The organism is Acetobacter oeni (assembly GCF_011516825.1).
Classification (GTDB): domain Bacteria; phylum Pseudomonadota; class Alphaproteobacteria; order Acetobacterales; family Acetobacteraceae; genus Acetobacter; species Acetobacter oeni.
The window spans coordinates 104,898-127,928 of record NZ_WOTA01000007.1 but is presented as its reverse complement, the minus strand read 5'-3'; the positions used below and the strand labels follow the sequence as shown (position 1 = coordinate 127,928).

Sequence of the window (23,031 nt, the reverse complement as noted above, 5' to 3'; positions counted from 1 at the left end):
CCGGTTTTTTTGGCTCTTTGTTTTTCGGGTCGGGCTGATGGCCGGCGGTGAGCAGCGCGACTTTAGACATGAAGGGCTCGGGTGTCTGCGCCGCGAGCAGCGGGGCGGCGTCGGACACGGCGGTGAGGAGATCTTCGAGCCAGGGCTGATCGGCTTTGGCGAAATCTCCGAGCACCCAGCCATGGACGCGCTCTTTCGAGCCGGGGTGGCCGATGCCGAGGCGGACGCGCAGGTAATCGGGCGTGCCGAGCTGGCGGTCGGTCGAGCGCAGGCCGTTGTGACCGGCGGCGCCTCCGCCTTTTTTAACGCGGATTTTGCCGGGGACGAGATCCAGTTCGTCGTGAAAGACGGTAATCGCGTCGGGCGGGATTTTATAGAACGTCGCGGCTTCGCGGATGGAATCGCCGGACGCGTTCATATACGTCATTGGTTTGAGCAGCAGAATTTTCGTGCCGCCGAGCCGGCCTTCCGCGACTTCGCCACGGAATCGCTTCCGCCACGGCGAGAAGCCGTGGCGGCGGGCGATGGCGTCGACCGCCATGAAACCGATATTATGACGCTGACGGCTCATGGATGGTTCGGGGTTTCCGAGACCGGCCCAGAGCTGAATCGCCGGTTGCATGGCTGTCTGTCCCACAATCCGGGCTGCCCCGGGATAAACCGGAGCGCCCCGGACTGCCGGGCCTCCTTACTTATCTTCGGCGGCTGCGACGATGGCTTCGTCGGTCGTCTCGGTCTGCTCGACATCGACGGTCGGCGCCGCGATCGTGGCGACAACGAAGTTCGGGATCTGCAGAACCGGAACCACGTTTTCCGTGCCCTTCAGGTCTTCCCAGCGGACGTTGTCGTGGATGTCGAGCGCGGAGACATCGGCTGTGAAGAACTCCGGAATTTTTTCCGGATCGGCTGTGACTTCGATCGTGTGACGAACGACGTTCAGCACACCGCCGCGTTTGATGCCGGGGGACACTTCCTCGCCCGTGACATGCACGGAGATTTCGAGGTGGACATGCTCACCGGCCCGGAGGCGCTGGAAATCGACGTGGATCGGCGCATCGCTGACCGGATGGAACTGGATGTCACGGATCAGGGCGCGCTCGGTGACGCCTTCCGCCTTGATCTCGTACAGGCGTGAGCGCCAGCCGGACTGCTGCAGACCGCGGTTGATGATCCGCGGGTCGAGGGCGATGAGGGTTGCGTCCCTGCCGGCGCCGTAGACGACCCCAGGCACGAGTCCGCCGCGTCGGGTTGCGCGCGCTGCCCCCTTACCAGCCTTCGCGCGCAGTGACGCTTCGATCGAAGTGATTTTAGCCACGTTATTAAGCTCCTGAAATACGATTACGCGCCAGCCTCCAGGGGTGCCGGCGCGAAGGCGGGCTCTTTAGCGGAAAAGGGCGGCCGAGGCAATCGGGAAGCGAGCGGAGCCGGAGCAGGTTGGAACTGTGACCGGAGACCGATGCCTGCCGGTCACGCCTGACGGGTTTTCAGGGAGGGATCAGTATCCCTGAGGGGCGGCCTGCTGCTGCGGATAATAGCCACCACCCTGCGGGCTGTAGCCGGGCGGGTAGCAGTTGGTCTGTCCCTGCTGTGTGCAGACGGGCATGTTCTGCGGGTAGGCCTGCTGTTGCGGGTAGGCCTGCTGCGGGTAGGCGCCCTGGGGATAATTCCCCTGGGAATAACTGCCCTGTGCGGGGGTGCTGTAGCCCTGGGTATATCCCTGGGTGGCGGCGGGGCGGTTCGGGGTTGTCAGCGCGCCTGTTCCGGCGCCCAGCAGACCGCCGGCCAGCGCGCCGATGGCGGCGCCGCGTCCGCCGCCGGCGAGAGCACCGATGGCGGCGCCGGTGCCGCCGCCGATCAGGGCGCCGTTACCGGCACGCATGCCCGGATTGTAAGGATCGCCGCAACCCGAGAGGAGCGTCAGCAGCCCCAGGGCTGCGACGGCGGGAACAAGGCGAGGCGAAGTCTTCATCAGGATCACCGTATCTGGTCTGTCGTCATCCGGGAACGGAACCGGTCTGGTTTCATATCCGGTGCGTGGATCGCGGAGTTGTGCCGCTGATTCACACGACAGCTTAAAATCTGAAAGCATTTTCTTCTGTCCGGGTAAACACGGTCTTATAAACTGTCACCCGGGCGCCTGCTCGGGAGGGCAGGCGCAGACGAGAGTGAGACCACGGTGTCGTGGCGGAATCATGTCCGCTTCGGTAACAGAGTGCTTATGGGGTGATGCGGCTCCGGCGCATCAGTAGCCGTTATTGTAACTGCCCCGGCTTGCGGGCCGGCTGGGCGTGGTCGCGGCGCCGACGGCGGCTCCGGTTGCGCCGCCTGCCAGGGCGCCGATGGCAGCGCCGCCACCTCCGCCCGCGATGGCGCCGATCGCGGCACCGCCGCCCGCGCCGATCAGGGCGCCGCTGCCGGCGCGGTGTCCGGGATTGTAAGGATCACCGCAGCCGGAGAGTAATGAGGTCGAGAGCAGACCCGCGGCCAGAAGGGCGTGTCGGACAGAGCGAAGAGACCGGGTGGAAGTTCTGGGTACGTCTGACGTCATAGAGACTGAAGTCCTGCCTGTTTTGTTGTTCCGGCGCGTTGCCTGCCGGATCTCCGGTCAGGTCCGCTGACCGGAGATCCGTATCCGGTGCTGTCGGACGGATGGGGTCCGTTAACGCGCGTTGTTTAAACGTCTGGCCGGTCAGGTGGTTTTTCTGACGAAAGGTTCATGCGGGTAGGTGTGCCGGCAGCGGGACTCGCCCGGGACAAACGCTGTTGGGATCTCTTTAAGGATTCAGGCTGTATTTCTGTCGGACAGGTTGCATGAAACGGTCGGAGGGCCATCGGGACGTCTGAACACGGTTGTAAAAATCGCGGAACATTGCCGTTTCTCATTCATAGCTCTTGCGGTCGGAGGGCTGCGTCGGTAAGCCCTCGGTCCAGCGTTCGGGCGGGAAGATCGCACGGCCTTTGTCATGCGCGATGCGTCCGGCGGACAGATCGCGCACGGGCTGCGTCCGTTTCCGCGTGCTTCACGCATGTTATTTAAGCTGGCCAGGAGTTGTGGATGTTTTCTCGCCTGCTGGGTCTCATGTCTGCTGACATGGCAATCGACCTCGGCACCGCCAATACGCTGGTCTATGTCAAGGGACGGGGCATCGTTCTGAACGAGCCGTCTGTTGTTGCGATAGCGGAAACGCGCGGCAAGAAGCAGGTTCTTGCGGTTGGCGAGGAAGCGAAACAGATGGTCGGGCGTACACCCGGCAACATCACGGCCATTCGTCCGATGCGCGATGGCGTGATTGCGGATTTTGAAGTCGCCGAAGAGATGATCAAGCACTTCATCCGTCGGGTTCATAACCGGCGGGCGTTTGCGAGTCCGCAGGTGATTATCTGCGTTCCGTCCGGTTCGACGGCGGTTGAGCGCCGGGCGATTCAGGAGAGCGCCGAGAGCGCCGGCGCGCGGCGGGTTTTTCTGATCGAGGAGCCGATGGCGGCGGCGATCGGGGCCGGACTGCCGGTGACTGAACCTTCGGGCAGCATGGTTGTCGATATTGGCGGCGGCACGACCGAGGTGGCGGTGATTTCGCTGGGCGGCATTGTTTATGCCCGATCGGTGCGGGTTGGCGGCGACAAGATGGATGAGGCGATCATCTCCTACATTCGTCGTATGCATAATCTGCTGATCGGCGAAAGTTCTTCAGAGCGGATCAAGATTTCGCTGGGCTCGGCGATGATGCCTGACGATCCGAACGATCCTGGTCCGTTACAGAACGTGAAGGGGCGCGACCTGATTACCGGCGCGCCGCGTGAGATCGTGGTGTCGCAGGCGCAGATTGCCGAAAGTCTGGCTGAGCCGATCTCGCAGATTATCGAAGCGGTCAAGACGACGCTGGAGAACACGCCGCCGGAGCTGGCTGCGGATATTGTCGACAAGGGAATCGTGCTGACGGGTGGCGGGGCGCTGCTGTATCGTCTGGACGAGGTGCTGCGGTATTCAACGGGACTGCCGGTGACGGTGGCGGAAGATCCGTTGTCCTGCGTTGCGCTGGGCACGGGGCGGGCGCTTGAAGAGATGAAGCGTCTGCGTGAAGTGCTGACCACGATGTATTAACGAAAAATATCAATGCATTCTCTGAAATCCTTTGGCAGTATACAGCTACTTTCCGCCTGAAAACTTTACACCAGAGTCTGAGGGCAACGTGAGTCGGGGTAACGGGAGCTCCGGCGTCATGCGGACTCTCCCGGTTTAAGGATGATTCCATGCGGATGGGCCAGGCCCCCGGAATGAAACAGGTGGCCGGGGCTGCTACCGGTTCCGGCGCGGGGCTCATTCATTTTACGCGCGGGTCTCTGTTTTCTTACGAACCGGCGGCTTTTACCTGTGTGATCCGCCGGGGTTTTGCCGCGTGATTCCTGTTTCCATTCAGATCCGGCAGGCGCTTGAGCGTGTATGGCTGCCGGCCATGCTTCTGCTCTCGATAGCCATCATGTTGCTGGGCTGGGCCAATCAGCGGCTGACGAATACGGCGCGGATGGCTGTTGCGGATGTGCTGTCACCGGTCTGGGCGGTGATCGCGGAGCCGGGCGAGCAACTGTCCGCGGCGCTGTCGGAATTGCGGGGAATCGGTCATCTGGCGCAGGAGAACGCGCGGCTTCGGGCTGAAAATGAGACATTACGTGGCTGGTATGATGTTGCGGTGTCCCTGACGGAAGAAAACCAGACTCTGAAGACCAATCTGCACTGGATGCCTGATCCGGTTCCGTCTTTTGTCACGGGGCGGGTTGTTGGCGATGCCGGCGGGCTGTATTCGCATGCCGTTCTGATCGGGGCGGGGCCTCAGAGCGGGGTGCGTGTGGGAAATGTGGCGCTGGCGGCAAGCGGGTTTGCGGGGCGCGTGACGGAGACCGGCGTTCATTCGGCGCGCATTCTGCTGATTGACGATGTGGCGAGCCGGATTCCAGTCACGCTTGAGACGAGCCATGGCACGGCGATTATGGCGGGTGACAATTCCCCCATGCCGCGTCTGATGTATTATGCGCAGGACAATCATCCGATTGAGGGCGAGCGCGTGGTGACATCCGGGCAGGCCGAGCTTCTTCCGGCGGGACTTCCGGTGGGAACGGTTCATTACATCCGGGCATCGACCCCGGTTGTGGCGCCTTATGCGCGGCTGGATCATCTGTCGATTCTGCGGGTGTTTGATTTCGACTCCGGGACGATTGACTCGCCCGATGCGCCGGGGCGGGTTCCCGTGGCGCCGCTTCGTCAGTCCGGCGCTGTGCCCGGACGTGACAATCCGATGGAAGGGATGACGCTTGGCGGTGTTGTGGAAGGACTCAGCGGGCGGGCATTATCCGGAACGGGTGGAGGCGGCCCTGGTGCGACCGGCGACGGCAACAGGTCCGGTGCGCCGGAGGCCGGTGGCGGGTCCGATGAGGACGGGACATCTTCTCCTGCCGGTGGCGAGCCGGATGATGGCGGCGGAACCGGGGTTCCCGCTGCGCGTCCGCCGGTTCCGGGGAATGGGTGAAAGACTGTTCTGATGTCAGTCGATCCTTATTCTCACTGGCATTCGGACCAGTCTTCCGGGCCGGCGCTGGCGCAGCGACTGGACAGGCTGGCGCGGCGACTGATGCCGGGCGGGGCGACGGCGCTGATTATCGTTATCCTGGCGGCGCCCACCGGGATTCCCGGGGCGGCGGCGCTGTTGCCGGGGCTGGTGATGTCGACGGTGTTTTTCTGGTCTGTCTGGCGTCCGGCCTCGATGTCCGCTCCTGTGGTGTTTCTGCTCGGGCTGCTGATGGATCTGATCGGGTTTGCGCCGCCGGGGGTCGATGCATTTGTGCTGCTGCTTTTACATGGCATAGCGGTGCATACGCGGTTCGGGCTGATGGGGCTGAGTTTTCTGGCGATCTGGGTGGTGTTTTCGGTGCTTGCTGCTGCTGCGTGCTGGCTTCTGTGGGCGATGATTTCGATGTTATCGCTGAATGCGATGCCGACGGCGCCGGCGTTGTTCGAGGTTTTGCTTGCGATCGGGATTTATCCGCTGACGGCTTTTACCGGCATGTGGCTGCATCGGCGGATTTCCAATCCGGAGCCGCAGTCATGAGGCGCCTGCTGATGCTGTCCGGGTGGTGCGGCTGATGCTGTTCCGGCGTAAAAAAGAGAGACTGAAACGGCTGATGCCGGAGAAGGAGCAGAAAGATCCTGGACGTGGTGTTTTTACGCGGCGGGCTTTGCTTCTGATGGCGGCGCAGACGGCGGCGCTGGGGACACTGGGGCGGCGGCTCTATGATCTTCAGATCAGCAATGGCGATCATTTTGCGAAGCTGGCGGACCGGAACCGGACGAGCAAGCGGCTTCTGGCGCCGCCGCGCGGGCTGATTGTTGACCGGTTTGGCGTTGTGGTGGCGGCGAACCGGACCAACTGGCGTGCCCTGCTGCTGCCGGAAGAGACGACGGACGTGCAGAACACGATCGAGCGGTTTTCGGCGATTGTGCCGCTGGACGAGCGGGACAGGTCGCGGCTGGGGCGCGAGATCCGTCATAAGCGGAAATTTGTTCCGGTGATGCTGCGCGAGTTCCTGTCCTGGGATGAGATGGCGCGGATCGAGCTGAACGCTCCTGCCCTGCCCGGCGTGCTGATCGATGTGGGGACGACGCGGTCTTATCCGTTCGGGCCTTTGCTGGCGCATTCGGTGGGGTATGTGGCGCCTTCGAACGAGCAGGATGTGGCGAAGTCCGCGCTGCTGGCGCTGCCGGGAATGCGGATCGGACGGGCGGGGATCGAGCAGAGTCAGGACACTCTGCTGCGCGGACAGGCCGGGTCCGTGGAGATGGAGGTGAACGCGGTCGGGCGCGTGATGGCGGAGCTGGACCGGCAGGAGGGCACGCCGGGCGACGAGGTTGCGCTGACGATCGATGTTGGTTTGCAGCAGACGATTCAGAACCGGATCGGGGACATGGCGGCCTCGGCGGTGGTGATGGACTGCCGCAACGGCGAGGTGCTGGCGATGTGCAGCACGCCGTCTTTCGATCCGTCTCTGTTCGACAGTGGCGTGAGCCGGGCGCAATGGGCGGAATGGACGAACGACCAGCGGACGCCGCTGATCGACAAGACGGTGGCGGGTGTTTATCCGCCGGGCTCGACGTTCAAGCCGGCGGTGGCGATGGCGGCGCTGAGCAGCGGGGCGATCACGCCGACGGACAGGTTTTTCTGTCCCGGTCATTTTGACATGGGCGGGGCGCGGTTCCATTGCTGGGCGAAGCACGGGCACGGGTCTGTCGATCTGCATCTGGCTCTGAAATATTCGTGCGACGTCTATTTCTATGAGGTGGCGCACCGGATCGGGATGGACCCGATTGCCGGGACGTCTCATGCGCTGGGACTGGGCACCGAGCTGGGGATCGAGCTGCCGCAGCAGCGTCCGGGGCTGATTCCGACACCGGAATGGCGGCAGAAACACAAACATCACTGGAATGGCGGTGACACGGTTGTCAGCGGCATCGGGCAGGGTTTTGTGCAGGTGACGCCGTTGCAGCTTGCGACCTATGCCTCCCGTATTGCCACGGGCCGGGCGGTGGGGCCGCATCTGGTGCGGGCGCTGAACGGGGATATTGGCGGGCAGATTGATCCTCAGCACTGGCCGGAACTGCCGATGGACCCGAAATATTTTCAGGCGATTCGCGAGGGCATGTTTGCGGTTGTCAACGAGCCGCACGGGACGGCGCCGAAAGCGCGGCTGACCATTCCCGGTGTTGAGATGGCGGGCAAGACGGGATCGGCGCAGGTGCGGCGTGTGTCGCGGGCGATGCGTGAGAGCGGGCACTTCAACTCCGCTTCTCTGCCGTGGGAATACCGGCCGCATGCTCTGTTTATCTGTTTTGCGCCGTATGACGCGCCGCGCTATGCGGTTTCGCTGGTGATCGAGCATGGCAATGCCGGCGCGGATGTGGCGGCGCCTCTGGCGCGCGACATCATGACGGACACGCTGCTGCGCGATCCGGTCAATCATCGGACGCAGCCGGGGCAGACGGTGGCTGACGCCGGCTGATCCCGCTGTCCGGCAGTATTTGTTAATGTGAGCGGGATTTTCAGACGGAGGGACTGGCATTGGACTCGCGCAAGCCGCTGAGGCGTTTCCGCAAACGGTTGCTGCGGGCTGAGCCGAGTTTTCGTATTTTGTCGAAGCTGTGGCGGGTGAGCTGGCTTTATGTGCTGCTGATCTGCGGGCTGGCGGGCGTCGGTTATGTCGCGCTGTATTCGGCGGGCGGCGGTTCCGCGAAGCCGTTTGCGGGACCGCAGGCCATGCGGTTCGGTTTTGGTCTGGTGCTGATGGTGACGGTGGCGATGCTGCCGCCGAAGGCGCTGGTCCGGGTGGCGGTGCCTCTGTATGTGGTCTCGCTGGCGCTGCTGATCGTGGTGCTGCGGGCCGGGCATGTTGGCAAGGGCGCGGAACGCTGGGTCATGCTGGCGGGGACGCAGGTTCAGCCGTCTGAATATGCCAAGGTGGCGCTGGCGCTGATGCTGGCGACATGGTTTTCGCGGGTATCCTATGCGCGGATGGGCAATCCGTTATGGCTGATTCCGCCGGCGGTGATGGTTCTGGTGCCGGTCGGGCTGGTGCTGAAGGAGCCCAATCTCGGGACGGCGGTGATTATCGGCGGGATCGGGGCGGCGGTGTTCTTTGCCGCCGGCATGCGGCTCTGGCAGATCGCGTTGCTGGCGGTGCCGGTGCCGATGCTGGCGAAAATCGCCTATGAGCATCTGCATGATTATCAGAAGGCGCGTATTACGACGTTTCTGCATCCTGAGAGCGATCCGCTGGGGGCGGGTTACAACATCATCCAGTCGAAGATCGCGCTGGGCTCGGGGGGCATGTGGGGCCAGGGCTATCTGCACGGGACGCAGGGGCAGCTGAATTTTCTGCCTGAGAAACAGACCGATTTTATCTTCACGACGATTGCCGAGGAGTGGGGATATGTCGGCGGGGCGATGGTGATCGTGCTGTTGCTGGTGTTGATTCTGGGCGGGATGATGATGGCGATCCGCAGCCGGAACCGGTTCGGGAGATTGCTGGCGCTGGGGATTTCGGTGAACTTCTTTCTCTACTGTCTGGTCAATCTGTCGATGGTGATGGGGGCCATTCCGGTGGGGGGCGTGCCGTTGCCGCTGGTGTCTTATGGCGGCTCGGCGATGCTGAATGTGATGCTCGGCTTCGGGTTGCTGATGTCGGTGTGGGTGCATCGGAATTCGCGGTTTGGCGAGGAGCCGGACGAACAGTCGTGATCTTCGTGGTCACGGAGGCGATGCGATGAGGCTGTTGCGTCTGAGCGGTCTCTGATGGGGCGTGTTCGTGTGCTCTCCCCTGCCCTTTTTCGGGCTTATTGTCTGACGGCCTATCGCGCCGGGGCGCTGGACGTGCGTGTCGGGCGGCGGGCACGGAATGTGACGGAGCGCGGGGATATTGTTTTTCTCAGTGCCTGCAATCCGGGCGGACGGCGATATCCGGACCGGTGGAACGGGCGGATGATGGAGCGGCTGTCTGAGCAGCTGCGTCGATATGACTATATCGCCGGAGAAGGGCGCCTGGGGCGCTGGGCGGAATCTCTGGTGGCGGCGCGGATGCCGCTGGCGAAGAGTCTGTGTCTGGCGCGGTTGTTCCGGCAGAATGGAGTGGTTCTGGTGAGACGCGACCAGATCGCCCGGCTTATTTTGCTGAGGTAAGAAGCAGCACGGTTTTACAGGAAGACGGCGGAGTATCCGGTTGCGAATAAAATCGTTGTATCGGGAACCGTCATGCTTCCGGGTGGCGCTTGTTTTATCAGTATCTGTTCCGGGGACATGAAGCCTGCTTTTTAATGAGTTGCTTCGGTGCTTTCCGGGCTGACGGGCTGACGGGCTGACGGGCTGACGGGCTGACGGGCTGAGAAAATTCTTTGTCGGGTATGGCGTGACAACGCCCCGCTCCGGTCGGGGAACGGGGCGTGCCGGGTTTTCATCCTGAGTCACATAAGGGGTGTCCGGCTGTAATAATCGTCTATTCCGGCGCGGTAACTTGGGTTTGCCCAGTTCGGGACATCGTCCGCATCGTAGGCGGGCGCCCTTTTAAGCTGTTCGGGCATGAGATCGACGACATAGCCGCCCCGTTCCGGATCGTAGTTCAGGTTTTTCCATGGGAGCGGGTGGTATTTATTGCCCATTCCCAGAAAGCCGCCAAAACTCATGATGGCGTAGGCGACCTGTCCTGTCTGCTTATTGACCATGAAGTTCGAGATTGTCCCCAGCCGCTCTCCGGAACGCGCATAGACGGCGGTTCCTTCGACCTTATCGGAGGCGATAAGGCTGGTGGTTTCGCGTGTATGGGTCGTCATTGTTTCGGACATGATAAATCTCCGGTGGTGGAATGGGGGACGTTTGCAGTCTGGATACGGGCTGCGGGTCTGTCTCCCATGCATGCTACAGTTAACGCCTGTTTCATTCGTTTTTTGTATATTATTTATGTAATTTTTCGTTCATTTTGCCATATGGCTGTTCCAGGTGTTCCGTCACGAAGTTTGCTGTGTGCGGCATGGTATTCTGTTTATCGCTTTTCGATGCGAAGGAGATTTCGCACCGCTTCGGGTCGTGAATTCACGAATGATCGTATCCGGGTGATGCCTGACGCAGGGGAGGATGTATCGCAGGATTTTCCGGGGCTTCGGTGTACAGGTCCGAGATATCGGGCAGTATGGTTTTAATGTATATCCGGTCATCATGATGAGTTTTAGTCCGATATTTCGGACGAGTGATGGTGGAGAAGTATAATAGTGATGAGAAAGCTGTTTGTTCCGGGTCTTTTTTGTCTGCTGGCGGGCTGTTCTGGGCACGCGGCCCCGTCGGGGACGGATGGCCGCTCTTCGCAGGTGATCGGGATGCCTAATCCGGCCTCGGTTTATTGTCAGAAGGTCGGCGGCACGCTGGAGATCCGGAAAGAGGCCGGTGGCAGCGTGGGGTATTGCCATCTGCCGAACGGCCGGGTGGTTGAGGAATGGTCGCTTTTCCGGAGCGAGGCGCGGAAAAAATGATGCGGAAGCGGGGTATCAGCTTCGTCCGGTCGTGGCGAAGATGTAGGGGCCGCCTTTTTTGAGAGCGCGCTGACAGGCCGGTCTGGCGTGGATTTTCTGCAGGAATGCGTTGACGTGGGGCAGTTTCCGCACGGCCCCGGAGCGGGATGAGGCGGCTTCGAGCGGGAAGCTCATCTGGATATCGGTGGCGGTGAAGTCCGGCCCGGCGAACCATTCTGTTTTGGTGAGGCTTTGTTCCCAGAAATCGCTGTGACGTTTGAGTTCGGGATCAATCAGCCTGTCCTGCACACCTTTTGAAATGAGGGCGGCGAAGGGGCGCAGGAAGAATGGCACGCGCGACGGGAGCATGCTGAAGATCAGTTTGAGGACCAGTGGCGGCATGGCGGAACCTTCGGCATAGTGCAGCCAGTAGATGAACTGCCGGTATTCCGGCGTGTCCCGCGGCGGGCGCAGACGGCCTTCTCCGTACCGGTCCAAGATATATTCGATGATGGCGCCGCTTTCGGCGAGGGTGATGTCGCCGTCCGTGATGATGGGCGATTTGCCTAGCGGGTGGATTTTCCGGAGGGATGGCGGGGCCAGCATTGTTTTGGGGTCACGTTTGTAAAAGCGGATTTCATAGGGCAGGCCGAGTTCTTCGAGCAGCCAGAGCACGCGTTGCGAGCGGGAGTTCTCCAGGTGATGCACGATGATCATATCGGTGTGTTGCCCTTAACAGATGCCCGGTAACAGATATTCGGTGTTCCGATGCGGTTGTCATGTAACGCATGGGGCACGGGTTTCGTTTGGGGCTGTTATTTCCGGATGTGCCCGCGGGCTTGTCTGACGGGCCGGAAGCGGGGCGGGCCGGAAGAGGAATGAGGCCTGCGTCATTCATTGTCCGGAGGCCGGAATTTCCGGGTGCGGTGATGAAATTCCGGCGGGCGGGCAACTTCGTGATTTTTTCTTTGTTACATCGTCGCCGCAATAGAGCCGTGGTTACGGTGGCTAAGGTGGGCCCTGCCATCAATGGAGGATGCGATGCAGAAAATTCTTATGGTTTGCCTGATGATCGGCCTTGGGGCGTCTTTATCGGCCTGTTCTCACGATCATTATCATCACAGGCGACATGACGGTTACGGCCATGGTGGCCCGCATAATATGAATGGTCCGAACGGTGGCCAGGGGCCGCAGTCTCGTGGCGGGAACGGACCGGGTTACTGAGGTTTCCGGAGACTGAGGATCACCTCAGTCCGCAAAGGCTTTCCTGAGTGAGTTGCCCGCGAGGCGGAGGGCGCGTTTTCCTTTCCACATCAGCGGGTAGAAATTCAGGAAGCCATGGATGGTGCCGGGCATGCAGAGGAAGGTGACGGAGACGCCGGCTTCGCGGAGGGCTTCGGCATAGGCGGCGGCTTCGTCACGAAGGGGATCGAATTCGGCGGTGATGACGAGTGCCGGGGCGAGGTCTTTCAGGTCGGGTTGCAGCCCGGGAGAGAAGATCGGGCTGGAGACATCCGCGATGGAATTGACATATTGCAGGGCGTACCATTCCAGCATGCCCATTGTCAGGAAATAGCCTTTTGCAAAGGCTTTTCGCGACGGGAAGTCTTTGAGGCCATGCGTCGCGGGATAGAAGAGCACCTGAAACGCGAGGTCGATACCGGGTTTCTGATCCGCGCGCTTCCGGTCGCGAACGCGCTGGGCGAGTACGGCGGAGAGGGTGCCGCCGGCGCTGTCACCGGCGACGGCGATTTTGCCGCCCCAGCGCCAGGCTTCGGAGGCGAGCCAGCTGAGGGCTGCCCAGGAATCCTCGAATGCGTCGGGAAATTTGTTTTCCGGCGCGAGGCGGTAATCGAAAGAGAGAACGGCGGCGCCCGAGGCGCGGGCGAGACGGCAGCAGATCCCGTGATGGGAGTCGAGGCCGCAATGCACGAAGCCGCCGCCGTGCAGGAAGAGCACGGCTCCCCTCACCTTTCCATGCGGAATGTAGAGTCTTGCGGGGCGTAGTTCGGTCGCGCCGGGAACGCGCAGGGAGAGGACGCGGCGGAGTGGCAGGGCGGAGAGCGCCATCGGGAATGACGGGCGGTTGGCAAGTTTGCGGAGCTGGGCGAGGGTTTCCAGATGATCCCGTGTGGCGGGTTTGTGGTCCGGGTGTTTTGCTCTCTGTCTGGCGGCGCGTGTGGCGCGGCGATTCATGAGAGAAAGAAAGAGTCGGGTGACGAGATCCGGGCGGCCGTTTGTCGGGAGTCCGGCCGGGGATGCGTGCGGAGGTGTGGGATCGGCGGCGGTCTGTGCTGGCGGGGATGGTGTGGTCTGAGCTGTGATCCGGGACATTTCGGGGCGGGCTTCTGCTGTTTGGACGACGTGGTGAGGGTATCGTGACAGGCGGATGCTGTATCGCCTAATGCCGGGCTTGACGGTCGGGGTTGCGTGGAGCAGGTTCCGCGCCTGCCAGACGGTCGGGCGACCGCTGTTGCCTTCGGGTGATGGAGGAAAGTCCGGGCTCCACGGGAGAACGGTGCCGGTTAACGACCGGCGAGGGTGACCTCAGGGAAAGTGCCACAGAAAACAGACCGCCTTCCGGGCCTGCTTGCGGGCTGGAGGTAAGGGTGAAACGGTGCGGTAAGAGCGCACCGCGCTTCCGGTAACGGCGGCGGCAGGGCAAACCCCACCGGGAGCAAGACCGAATAGGGACGACAGGCAGCGCGGCGACGTGGCTGCCGGGGGCTCTCCCGCCTCGTCGTCCGGGTTGGTCGCGTGAGGCACGTTGCGAGACGTGTCCCAGAGGAATGGTCGTCACAGCCTGATTTTCGGGCTGTACAGAACCCGGCTTACAGACCGTCTGGCAGACTTAATTCTTTTATCAGAGTGAACGGCCGGTTTTTGCAGTGACTGTTGCGGGGCTGCGTCGTGCGCGGTCGTTGCGATGCGTCGGCCGGATACGGGAAACGTTACGGAAGCCGTTTGTCCGGAAAATAAGACCCGTTTTGGCGGTCTTCCGGGGGCAAATATTACCAAAAGAACATAACAAGAACACAAATGAGAACATCTGTTCTATTTACTTTTGATATACGAATAATGCTCCTGACCACATTAAGACCACAAATGTATTATTTTTCCCGGTTTTCTGCCATTTTTTATTAGAGTTTCATTTGACGTCCCATAAAATCCCATGGTATCCCACATTCAGGACATCACAGCCCAAATGGACACAGATCGTCTCCTGATGAAGGACCAGCAGCCCTGTGAGCGTGTTTCTCGGCACACACCAGAATCGGATCGACGCCAAAGGGCGTGTTTCGATTCCGGCCGGGTTTCGCACGGTGTTGCGGGCGAAGGCGGTCGAGGGTGAATCGCTGATGGTGCTTCGTCCTTCCCACACACAGGCCTGCATCGAGGCGTGGCCTTCGGCGGTGTTTTCCGCGCTGGGGCAGCCGCTTGATCGTCTCGATATGTTTTCGGACGACCATGATGATCTGGCCGCTGCGCTCTATGCGGATGCGTATCCGATCGATTCGGACCGTGAGGGGCGGATCATCATTCCGGAATTTCTGCGCGAGCATGCGGGAATCGGCGATGAGGTCGCCTTCATGGGGCTGGGCCGGATTTTCCAGATCTGGGAGCCTGGCGCGGCGGCGGAACGTCGGGCCGAGGCGCGACTCCGTTCCCGTCGGGTGACGCTGCCGGGCAATCGTCCCGGCGCGGATGCCGGGGATCGTTCCGGGGGTGATGCATGAACGCCATGACCCCTTCGGACTCTGTTGCGATACCGGATCATGATCCGGGACATATCCCGGTCATGCGGGACGAGGTAGTTCGGATTCTCGCGCCTGCCGACGGTGAAGTTTATGTCGATGGCACGTTTGGCGGCGGCGGTTATGCCAATGCCGTTCTGGCGGCGGCGGATTGCCGGGTGTGGGGCATCGACCGGGACCCGGATGCGATTGCGCGCGGTGAGCTGCTGGCGGCGCGATGGGGCCGGAATGCGGCGGGTTTGCCGCGTCTTGGTCTGCTGCATGGTGGTTTCGGAACCATGCGGGACATGCTTGAAGCGGTCGGCGTCTCGTCTGTTGATGGTGTGATGCTGGATCTCGGGGTTTCGTCTTTTCAGATAGACGAGGCGGATCGCGGATTTTCGTTTCGTGTGGACGGGCCGCTGGATATGCGGATGGAGAAGGCCGGTCGTTCTGCCGCTGACATTGTGAATACGGCATCCGAAGCGGAGCTGGCTGACATTTTTCATTACTATGGTGAAGAACGTCATGCCCGGCGGGTTGCGAAAACGCTGGTGGCGGCGCGGGCGCAGGAATCGTTTCGCACGACGGCGCAGCTTGCGGCGGCCATTCGTGCTGTCGTGCCGTCCGACCGTTCGGGAATTGATGCGGCGACGCGCAGTTTTCAGGGATTGCGCATTGCGGTGAACGATGAACTGGGCGAGATCGAACACGGTCTGGCTCAGGCGCTTGAGATTCTGGCGCCGGGCGGACGTCTTGTTGTGGTGTCGTTTCATTCGCTTGAAGATCGTATCGTGAAGCGTGCGATGGCGGCGGCGGCGGGTCAGGAGCCGGGGCCGTCGCGCTACGATCCGCGATCTGTTGCGCGCGGGCAGGTTCAGGCACCTTTCAGGCTGGCTTTTCGCAAGGCGATGCGGCCTTCGGAGGCGGAGTGCCTTCGGAATCCTCGTGCCCGCAGCGCGAAACTTCGCGCTCTTATTTGTAATGGACCGTCCGCGGACGGTTCCGGCAGTGATTTCAGTAACGCAGGGCGTGCAGCGAATGCCGGCGCTCCCCCTGTTTCGTCCTCCCGTGAAGGAACGCCCTGATGTTCAGATATGTCACTCTTGGCTGCGCAGTGCTGGCCGGTTCTTCCGGGATGTATCTCTATACGGCGAAGCATCAGACGACGATGCTCGATAAGCAGATTTCGGGAATTGTTACGGACACGCAGCATATTCGTCAGCAGACGGCCATGTTGCAGACGCAGTGGGCGCTGCTGAATCAGCCGGACCGGCTGTCGCATCTGGTAGCGCGGTTCGATCCGCAGATTCAGCCGATGGCGCCGAAGCAGTTCGTCAGGATGGCGGATCTGGGACAGCATCTGCCCGCGCCGGGGACGATTCACACACCGAACCCGCGTGAGGCGATCCGGGCGACACTGGCTGCCGCTGATGTGAAGGCGTTCCCGGCTGAGCCGGAGAAGGTTGCATCCGTGGCTCATGAGGCGCCGCGCGCCGAGACGGCGCCGGTGGTGGCCGAGAGGAAACCTTCTGTTCTGGTCGCGGGAAATACGGTGGACGCGCCGAAGCCCCGCCTGGCTGACCGGCATCCGGTTGCTGTGGCTCTGGCTTCCGCCCCGGCGCCGGTGCGGCATGAGCTGGTTAAGCCGGCGCGGCGTGCTGCGGACACGGATGATCTGGAAACGGCGCTGGGTGAAAAACCGGCGGTGGCTGAGCATCATGCGGCGGCGCGGACGATGGTGGCGGATGCCACGCCGGTTCATCATGGCGTGACGGTGTCCGACAGCGAGCGCCCTGCCCTGCATGCGGGCGTGACACGGGTTGCCGCGTATCAGCGGACGGCACCTCGCGCTTCGTCTCCGGTGACGGTGGCGGCATGGCATCCGACGACGGTGGCGTCGCCGCGCTATGTGGAGGCGCGGGCGTCTTATAACGGGTCGCTGCTCGGGCGGTCTTCGCTGGGTGGCGGGCTGCCGCCTCCGATGCCGGTCTCGAACTGACACTGCGTCTCTGCTACGGCGTGCGTGTTTTCTGTTTTTATGTGCCGGACCGGCCCGGCCGGCGCGGCTTTCTCTGATTTTCATGTCCTGCCCCCGGCTATTCCGGACGGGATCAATCCTCGGGTGACGATCCCGAACTTTCGAGGAGACGCCACCCTTTATGCCTCGTCAGACGCCGCCACCTGACCTGCAGGACCTGACCGGGGGGCATTTACCCCGTGATGTTCATGTGACCGGAAATGAGATGCGCGAGCGGGCGCATCTTGAGCGTATGCATGTCCGGCTTCTGGCGGTGGCGGCGGGCTTTGGCGCTCTGTTCGGGGCGGTTGCGCTGAAGCTGACCTTTGCGACGGTGATTTCTCCGATGGCGCCGGAGCAGCGGCAGATTGCGCCGCAGGTTCCCGACATTCCGAAGATCGATCCGAAGGGATCGCTGGCGGGCGCGCTGAATCTGCCGCAGGTTCACCGGGCGATGATTGTGGACCGGAACGGGCAGGCGCTGGCGGTGTCGCTGCCGGTGGCGCAGGTTTATGCCAATCCGCGTGAGCTGATTGATCCCGGGGATGTCACGAAGAAGTTGAAATCGGTGTTGCCGCAGCTTGACGAGGCGGAGACGGTGCGGCGTCTCTCGACGCAGAAGCAGTTCGTTTATCTGGCGCGCAACATCACGTTGCAGCAGGAACTGGCGATCAATAATTTCGGTATACCGGGGATTTATTTCGAGGCGGGTGAGCGGCGGCATTATCCGCTCGGGATCGTGGCGTCTCAGATCATGGGTGGCGTGGACATTGACGATCACGGCATTGCCGGCGTTGAGCGGTTTTTCGACAAGCGTCTGAACAGCGACAAGATGCCGCTGAAACTCTCGCTCGATGTGCGGGTGCAGTCGGTTGTGCGCGAGGAACTGGCGAAGGCGAAGGACGAGTTCAAAGCGATCGGCGCGTGCGCGATCGTGATGGATGTGCGGACGGGCGAACTGGTGGCGATGGTCAGTCTGCCTGACTATGACGCGAACGATTTTGCTCATGCCTCGCCGGACGCGCGGTTCAACCGGGCGGTGACGGGCATGTATGAGCCGGGTTCGACGTTCAAGCTGCAGACGGCGGCGATGGCTTTGCAGCTTGGCGTGGCGCATCCGTGGGACCGGTTTTCCTCCATTCCGATCCGGGTGGGGCGCTTTCACATCGCGGACATGAAGTCCGATCATTTCACGCCCTGGCTGACTCTGACGGAAGTGATGGCGTATTCGTCCAACCCGGCGGCGGCGCATATTGCGCTGGATGTGGGTGCGGTTCGCCAGCGTGACTGGCTGCGCAATATGGGCTTTTTCGCGCCTGTGCCGGTGGAGTTACCGGAAGCGGGACGGCCTATCGTGCCGGCGCAGCGCAACTGGGGCATTTCCACGGTCATGACGGTCGGGTTCGGGCATGGTGTGGCCGAGCCGCCGCTGGCGATCGTGCGCGGTACGGCGGCGACGGTGAATGGCGGCGTTCTGGTGAAGCCGACATTGCTGGACCGTGACGATCCTTCGGATGAGGCTTCGACGGCGGCGGATACGGCGCAGAACGAGGGGCCGGCTTCCGTGGTGCGGGTTTCCGATGGCAGGGACACGGGTGACGGCACGGGGGAAGCGCCCCGGGTTGTGACGCCGGAAGGGACGCAGGTTCTTTCGCCGGAGACTTCGGCGCTGCTGCGGCGCATTCTCCGGCTGGACGTGACGCTGGGCACGGGCAAGACGGCGGAATCGCCGGGGTATTTCGTGGGCGGCAAGACCGGCACGGCGGAGAAGATCGGCCCGCATGGCGGGTATCTGAAGCATGTGAACATTGCTGCGTTTACCGGCATCTTTCCGATGAACAACCCGCGTTACTCGGTGTATGTGATGCTTGACAGTCCGCAGGCGACGCCGGCGACGCATGGCTGGACGACGGCGGCGTGGAACGCGGCGCCGACGGTTTCGAAGATCATCACCCGTGTCGGGCCGATGCTCCAGATTTTCCCCGACACGGAACACGCGGCGCAGATCGACGCGCAGATGGCGATCCCGCTGCGTCCGGCGGTTCCGCGCGGGATGCGGGCGCTTGGGCCGGGGAACGATCCGGGTGATCCGCGCGCGGCGGCGGAAGAAGAGAAGGCGCAGAAGAAGCGGGCGGCGGAAGAAGCCCGGGAGAGCGCACGCGGGGCTGTGGTGCCGGCTTCGGCGGAGCAGACGGTGCGGCCGGCTAACACTGTGCGGCGGGGCTGAAGCGATGAAACTGTCCGTCCTTCTTTCCGCCTGTGGTCTGTCGCTCGCCGCGGAACTTCGCGATCCGGATATTTCCGGAGTGACGGCGGACAGTCGCGCTGTGAGCCCGGGGATGCTGTTCGTGGCGGTGCCAGGGGCGAAGCAGGACGGCCGCGCGTTTATCCCGGTGGCGGTGAAAGCGGGCGCGGAAGCTCTGCTGGTTCCGGAAGGGACGAAACCGTTTGATGATGTGCCGCAGATCGAAGTGGCGGAGCCGCGCCGGGTGCTGGCGCTGATGGCGGCGGCGCTCGCCGGTCCGCAGCCGGAACGGATCGTGGCGGTGACGGGCACGAACGGCAAGACGAGCACGGTGGATTTTCTGCGTCAGATCCAGGCAGGGACGGGCCGGGCGGCGGCGAGTTTCGGTACGCTGGGGCTGATCGCGCCTGTGGATCTGCCGTTTGAGATTCCGGCGCTGACGACACCCGATCCGGTGACGCTGGCGCGCGGGCTGGCGGCGCTGCGCGAGGCGGGTGTGACGGATGTGGCGCTGGAGGCATCCTCGCACGGACTGGATCAGCGGCGGCTGGACGGGGTGCGGATCACGGCGGCGGGTTTCACCAATCTGACGCGGGATCATCTCGATTATCATGGCGATATCGAGACGTATCGTCTGGCGAAAATGCGGCTGTTCGACACGCTGCTTCCGGAAGGCGGCGTTGCGGCGGCGAACGCGGACATGGATCGCGACACGCTGGAGATGCTGAGCGCGGTGGCGCGGGAGCGGAACCTGGAACTGCGGCTGGTTGGCGAGAAAGGCGATGCGATCCGGCTGGTGGCGCAGAAATTTCTGCCCGAGGGTCAGCAACTGATGCTGGAGGCCTGGGGGAAGCCGTTCGATGTGACGATCGCCCTGCCCGGCCGGTTTCAGGCGGACAATGTGATGCTGGCGGCGGCGCTGGCCACGGTGGATTGTGACGGGATTGACGAGGTGATGGCGCGGTTGCCGCACCTGCGTGGTGTGCGCGGACGGATGGAGCGGGCAGCGCTGCTGCCCTCCGGTGCCGCGGTTTATGTCGATTACGCTCATACGCCGGACGCGCTGGCACGGGTGCTGGACAGTCTGCGGCCGCATGCGAAGGGCCGGCTGATTGTCGTGTTCGGCGCGGGCGGGGACCGGGACCGGGGCAAGCGGCCGCTGATGGCGCACGAGGCGGCGCTGCGGGCGGATGTGGTGATTGTGACTGACGACAACCCGCGAAATGAGGATGCGGCGGCGATCCGGAAGGATGTTCTGGAAGGGGCGCCGGACGCGACTGAGATTGGCGACCGGCGCGCGGCGATTGCGGCGGGACTGGAGATGCTGGAAGCGGGCGATGTTCTGCTGGTGGCGGGCAAGGGCCACGAGCAGGGGCAGACCGTCGCGGGGGTTGTGCATCCGTTTGACGATGTCGGTGTGGTGCAGAGCCTGGTGGCGTCCCGATGACGGCGCCGGTGACCGCCTTCCCGACGGATGCGCTCTGGACCGGGCCTGAGCTGGCCGAGGCTGCGGGGGGGCATTTCGGGGCTTCCTCGCACGGAGTCGGGATTGTTGTGACGGGGGTGTCGATCGACACGCGGACGTTGCAGCCGGGCGATCTGTTCGTTGCGCTGGCCGGCGAACATTCGGACGGGCATGGCCATGTTGCGGCGGCGCTCGACAGTGGCGCGGCGGCGGTGCTGGTTCATCGCGAGCCTGAATCGGGCGACGATGCGCGGCTGCTGTATGTGGCGGACACATTGCACGGGCTGTGGGATCTCGGGCGGGCGGCGCGGGCGCGGTTTGGCGGACGTGTGGTGGCGGTGACGGGCAGTGTCGGCAAGACCACGACGAAAGAGATGCTGCGCGTGGCGCTGGGCGCACTGGGCGAGACGCATGCGTCGGTGGCGTCCTACAACAATCACTGGGGCGTGCCGCTGACTCTGGCGCGGCTGCCGCGCGGGGCGGCGTTCTGCATCAGCGAGATCGGGATGAATCATCCGGGCGAGATTGCGCCGCTGGCGGAACTGGTGCTGCCGGATGTGGGGGTGATTACGACGATCGGCTCGGCGCATCTGGGGCATATGGGATCGCGCGAGGCCATTGCGCGGGAGAAGGCCTCGCTGATCGGGGCGCTGGCGCCGGGATCGGTGGCGATTGTTCCGGACGATGCGACCGGGCAGCTGGTGTTCGCGGATGCGGCGCGGCGGGCGGATGTGACGTTGTGGCATTCCGGGTTTACGCCGGGCAGCGAGGTGCGGCTGACGGATCTGGAACTGTCGGGCGAGGGCAGCCGGTTTGTGGCGCATGTGGCGGGATTTGCGGTGCCGGTGACGATCCGGGCGCCGGGCGAGCACCTGGCACGGAACGCGGCCCTGGCGCTGGGGGTTGCGGGTGCTTTGGGGACAGGGTCTGCTGTGACCGAATCGGGTGTGGCATCTGATCTGGCGACCGGTCTTTCAAGGGCGGCAGAGGCGCTTTCGGGGTTTGTTCCGGGGGCCGGTCGCGGGGCGGCTGTGCCGGTCTGTCGGGGGCGGGCGCTGCTGCTGGATGAGAGTTACAACGCCTCGGTGCTCGCGATCCGGGCGGCGCTGGGGGTTCTGAAGCTGATGCCGGCGCGGCGGCGGATCGCGGTGCTGGGGGATATTCGCGAACTTGGTGAGTTTGCCAGCGATGAGCATCTGTCGCTTGTCGGGCCGGTCTCGGACACGGCGGATCTGGTGTTCTGCTGTGGTCCGCACATGAAAGAACTGTTCGATGCCCTGCCCTCTTCCCTTCGGGGCGCATGGACGGCGGATTCGGCGGCCCTTGCGCCGCTGGTGTGCCGGAGCATTGCGAGGGGGGATGTGGTGCTGGTCAAGGGGAGTCTGGGGAGCCGTATGAAACTGGTTGTCGATGCGCTGAAGGCGGAGAACGCCTGATGCTGTATTCGCTTGTCGCGCATCACGTTCACGGGCATGTCAATTTCTTCAATCTGTTCCGTTACATCACGTTCCGGGCGGGTGCGGCCTGTCTGACGGCGCTGGTGATTGCGCTGGTGCTGGGCAATCCGGTGATCCGGGAACTGAAGCGCATTCAGCGGGAGGGGCAGCCGATCCGGGCGCTCGGGCCGGAACGGCACATTCTGGAGAAGGCCGGGACGCCGACGATGGGCGGCATTCTGATCCTGATCGCGCTGTTTACCTCGACGCTGCTCTGGGCGGATCTGCAGAACGGCTTTGTCTGGGCGGTTCTGTTTGTGACGGGGGCGTTCGGCGCAGTCGGGTTTGCGGACGATTATCTTAAGCTGTCGCGGCGGAACACGGACGGGGTTTCGAAGACGGCGCGTTTAACGGCGGAATTCGGGACATCGCTGATTGCGGGCTGGTGGATGCAGCACATGATGCCGCCGGAGCTGGCGAATCATCTGGCCTTCCCTTTTGTGAAAGATCTTCTGATTCCGCTGGGGTTTGCGTTTCCGATTTTTGCGATGATTACGATCGCGGGGTTCGGGAACGCGGTGAATTTCACCGACGGGCTGGACGGTCTGGCGACGGTTCCTGTTGTGATCGCGGCTTTTGTGTTCGCGCTCATTTCCTATCTGGTCGGCAACCATGTGTTTGCGGATTATCTTCAGCTTCATGCCGTGCCGGGCACGGGCGAACTGGCGGTGTTCTGCGCGGCGCTGGTCGGGGCCGGGCTGGGCTTCCTGTGGTTCAACGCGCCTCCGGCGGCGGTGTTCATGGGCGATACGGGCTCGCTGTCGCTGGGCGGGGCTCTGGGCGCGGTGGCGGTGGCGGTCAAGCATGAGCTGGTGCTGTGTATTGTCGGCGGTCTGTTCGTGGTGGAAACCCTGTCCGTCGTCATCCAGGTGTTCTGGTACAAGCGGACGAAGAAGCGGGTTTTTCTGATGGCGCCGCTGCACCATCACTTTGAGAAAAAGGGCTGGCAGGAACCGAAGATTGTCATTCGGTTCTGGATTGTTTCGGTTGTGCTCGGGTTGTTTGGCCTGGCGACGCTGAAGCTGCGGTGAAG

General features: G+C 62.8%; 21 protein-coding genes, 1 other RNA gene and 2 pseudogenes. 17 read left to right on the top strand and 7 right to left on the bottom strand.

Features of this window, described 5'->3' with window-relative positions; translation table 11 throughout:
- Positions 1 to 46: 46 nt before the first annotated feature.
- From pth to GOB90_RS06860, 4 genes and pseudogenes are all read right to left on the bottom strand, one after another.
- A pseudogene (pth, locus tag GOB90_RS06875) lies at positions 47 to 610 on the bottom strand (aminoacyl-tRNA hydrolase); the annotation flags it as partial.
- Positions 611 to 688: 78 nt separating this feature from the next.
- A complete protein-coding gene (locus tag GOB90_RS06870) occupies positions 689 to 1,315 on the bottom strand; it encodes a 50S ribosomal protein L25/general stress protein Ctc (RefSeq protein ID WP_146892770.1) in 627 nt (208 codons plus the stop codon).
- Between the two features lie 180 nt (positions 1,316 to 1,495).
- Positions 1,496 to 2,089 (bottom strand): hypothetical protein, encoded by a 594-nt coding sequence (locus GOB90_RS06865; RefSeq protein ID WP_375790357.1) that lies wholly within the window; start codon positions 2,087 to 2,089, stop codon positions 1,496 to 1,498.
- A gap of 153 nt (positions 2,090 to 2,242) precedes the next feature.
- The gene (locus GOB90_RS06860) at positions 2,243 to 2,548 is read right to left on the bottom strand and encodes a cell envelope biogenesis protein OmpA (RefSeq protein WP_173571968.1); all 306 of its coding nucleotides are present in this window, start codon (positions 2,546 to 2,548) and stop codon (positions 2,243 to 2,245) included.
- 507 nt (positions 2,549 to 3,055) lie between these two features.
- On the opposite strand from GOB90_RS06860, the gene GOB90_RS06855 reads away from it, so the two are divergent.
- The 7 genes and pseudogenes from GOB90_RS06855 to GOB90_RS06825 all read left to right on the top strand — a co-directional run bounded on the left by GOB90_RS06855 (position 3,056) and on the right by GOB90_RS06825 (position 9,719).
- Positions 3,056 to 4,102, top strand: coding sequence for a rod shape-determining protein (locus GOB90_RS06855; RefSeq protein WP_146886268.1), 1,047 nt, complete (start codon positions 3,056 to 3,058; stop codon positions 4,100 to 4,102).
- Positions 4,103 to 4,251: 149 nt separating this feature from the next.
- Entirely contained in the window at positions 4,252 to 4,401 is a 150-nt protein-coding gene (locus GOB90_RS06850) for a hypothetical protein (RefSeq protein WP_173571967.1), read from the top strand.
- Positions 4,398 to 5,276: pseudogene (gene mreC / locus GOB90_RS06845) on the top strand (rod shape-determining protein MreC); the annotation flags it as partial. The gene GOB90_RS06850 and the pseudogene mreC, both read left to right, overlap by 4 nt.
- 258 nt (positions 5,277 to 5,534) lie before the next feature.
- Positions 5,535 to 6,101: a rod shape-determining protein MreD gene (locus tag GOB90_RS06840; RefSeq protein WP_146886263.1), complete on the top strand. Its 567-nt coding sequence runs from the start codon at positions 5,535 to 5,537 to the stop codon at positions 6,099 to 6,101.
- A gap of 73 nt (positions 6,102 to 6,174) precedes the next feature.
- On the top strand, positions 6,175 to 8,046 hold the full coding sequence (gene mrdA, locus GOB90_RS06835; protein WP_373322156.1) for a penicillin-binding protein 2: 1,872 nt from the start codon (positions 6,175 to 6,177) through the stop codon (positions 8,044 to 8,046).
- Between the two features lie 59 nt (positions 8,047 to 8,105).
- Positions 8,106 to 9,281, top strand: a complete 1,176-nt coding sequence (rodA, locus tag GOB90_RS06830; RefSeq protein WP_146886261.1) for a rod shape-determining protein RodA — start codon at positions 8,106 to 8,108, stop codon at positions 9,279 to 9,281.
- Between the two features lie 54 nt (positions 9,282 to 9,335).
- Positions 9,336 to 9,719, top strand: coding sequence for a DUF3293 domain-containing protein (locus GOB90_RS06825; RefSeq protein WP_146886259.1), 384 nt, complete (start codon positions 9,336 to 9,338; stop codon positions 9,717 to 9,719).
- A 281-nt stretch (positions 9,720 to 10,000) separates the two neighbouring features.
- Here the strand turns inward: GOB90_RS06825 and GOB90_RS06820 are convergent, their stop codons facing one another.
- Positions 10,001 to 10,378 (bottom strand): PRC-barrel domain-containing protein, encoded by a 378-nt coding sequence (locus tag GOB90_RS06820; RefSeq protein WP_146886257.1) that lies wholly within the window; start codon positions 10,376 to 10,378, stop codon positions 10,001 to 10,003.
- Between the two features lie 426 nt (positions 10,379 to 10,804).
- Between GOB90_RS06820 and GOB90_RS06815 the strand changes: the two genes are divergently transcribed.
- Positions 10,805 to 11,059 (top strand): putative hemolysin, encoded by a 255-nt coding sequence (locus GOB90_RS06815; protein ID WP_146886255.1) that lies wholly within the window; start codon positions 10,805 to 10,807, stop codon positions 11,057 to 11,059.
- A 15-nt stretch (positions 11,060 to 11,074) separates the two neighbouring features.
- On the opposite strand, the gene GOB90_RS06810 is transcribed toward GOB90_RS06815, so the two are convergent.
- Positions 11,075 to 11,755: a glutathione S-transferase gene (locus GOB90_RS06810; RefSeq protein ID WP_146886253.1), complete on the bottom strand. Its 681-nt coding sequence runs from the start codon at positions 11,753 to 11,755 to the stop codon at positions 11,075 to 11,077.
- Between the two features lie 324 nt (positions 11,756 to 12,079).
- Between GOB90_RS06810 and GOB90_RS06805 the strand changes: the two genes are divergently transcribed.
- Positions 12,080 to 12,262 carry a hypothetical protein gene (locus GOB90_RS06805; protein ID WP_146886251.1) on the top strand — a complete coding sequence of 61 codons (183 nt, stop codon included), beginning with the start codon at positions 12,080 to 12,082 and terminating at the stop codon, positions 12,260 to 12,262.
- Between the two features lie 24 nt (positions 12,263 to 12,286).
- On the opposite strand, the gene GOB90_RS06800 is transcribed toward GOB90_RS06805, so the two are convergent.
- Positions 12,287 to 13,372 (bottom strand): alpha/beta hydrolase, encoded by a 1,086-nt coding sequence (locus GOB90_RS06800; protein ID WP_146886249.1) that lies wholly within the window; start codon positions 13,370 to 13,372, stop codon positions 12,287 to 12,289.
- Between the two features lie 117 nt (positions 13,373 to 13,489).
- Here GOB90_RS06800 and rnpB point away from each other — a divergent pair.
- From rnpB to mraY, 8 genes are all read left to right on the top strand, one after another.
- Positions 13,490 to 13,888: RNase P RNA component class A (gene rnpB / locus GOB90_RS06795), an RNA gene on the top strand.
- A gap of 395 nt (positions 13,889 to 14,283) precedes the next feature.
- Positions 14,284 to 14,775: a division/cell wall cluster transcriptional repressor MraZ gene (gene mraZ / locus GOB90_RS06790; protein ID WP_146886247.1), complete on the top strand. Its 492-nt coding sequence runs from the start codon at positions 14,284 to 14,286 to the stop codon at positions 14,773 to 14,775.
- Positions 14,772 to 15,860: a 16S rRNA (cytosine(1402)-N(4))-methyltransferase RsmH gene (gene rsmH, locus GOB90_RS06785; RefSeq protein ID WP_146886245.1), complete on the top strand. Its 1,089-nt coding sequence runs from the start codon at positions 14,772 to 14,774 to the stop codon at positions 15,858 to 15,860. Before mraZ ends, rsmH begins: the two co-directional genes overlap by 4 nt.
- Entirely contained in the window at positions 15,860 to 16,774 is a 915-nt protein-coding gene (ftsL, locus tag GOB90_RS06780) for a cell division protein FtsL (RefSeq protein WP_146886243.1), read from the top strand. The genes rsmH and ftsL overlap by 1 nt, the downstream gene beginning before the upstream one ends.
- Before the next feature lie 244 nt (positions 16,775 to 17,018).
- On the top strand, positions 17,019 to 19,019 hold the full coding sequence (locus GOB90_RS06775; RefSeq protein WP_242011859.1) for a peptidoglycan D,D-transpeptidase FtsI family protein: 2,001 nt from the start codon (positions 17,019 to 17,021) through the stop codon (positions 19,017 to 19,019).
- A gap of 4 nt (positions 19,020 to 19,023) precedes the next feature.
- Positions 19,024 to 20,484 (top strand): UDP-N-acetylmuramoyl-L-alanyl-D-glutamate--2,6-diaminopimelate ligase, encoded by a 1,461-nt coding sequence (locus GOB90_RS06770; RefSeq protein WP_146886241.1) that lies wholly within the window; start codon positions 19,024 to 19,026, stop codon positions 20,482 to 20,484.
- Positions 20,481 to 21,938 (top strand): UDP-N-acetylmuramoyl-tripeptide--D-alanyl-D-alanine ligase, encoded by a 1,458-nt coding sequence (locus GOB90_RS06765; RefSeq protein ID WP_146886239.1) that lies wholly within the window; start codon positions 20,481 to 20,483, stop codon positions 21,936 to 21,938. Before GOB90_RS06770 ends, GOB90_RS06765 begins: the two co-directional genes overlap by 4 nt.
- The gene (gene mraY / locus GOB90_RS06760) at positions 21,938 to 23,029 is read left to right on the top strand and encodes a phospho-N-acetylmuramoyl-pentapeptide-transferase (protein WP_146886236.1); all 1,092 of its coding nucleotides are present in this window, start codon (positions 21,938 to 21,940) and stop codon (positions 23,027 to 23,029) included. Before GOB90_RS06765 ends, mraY begins: the two co-directional genes overlap by 1 nt.
- Positions 23,030 to 23,031: the final 2 nt, after the last annotated feature.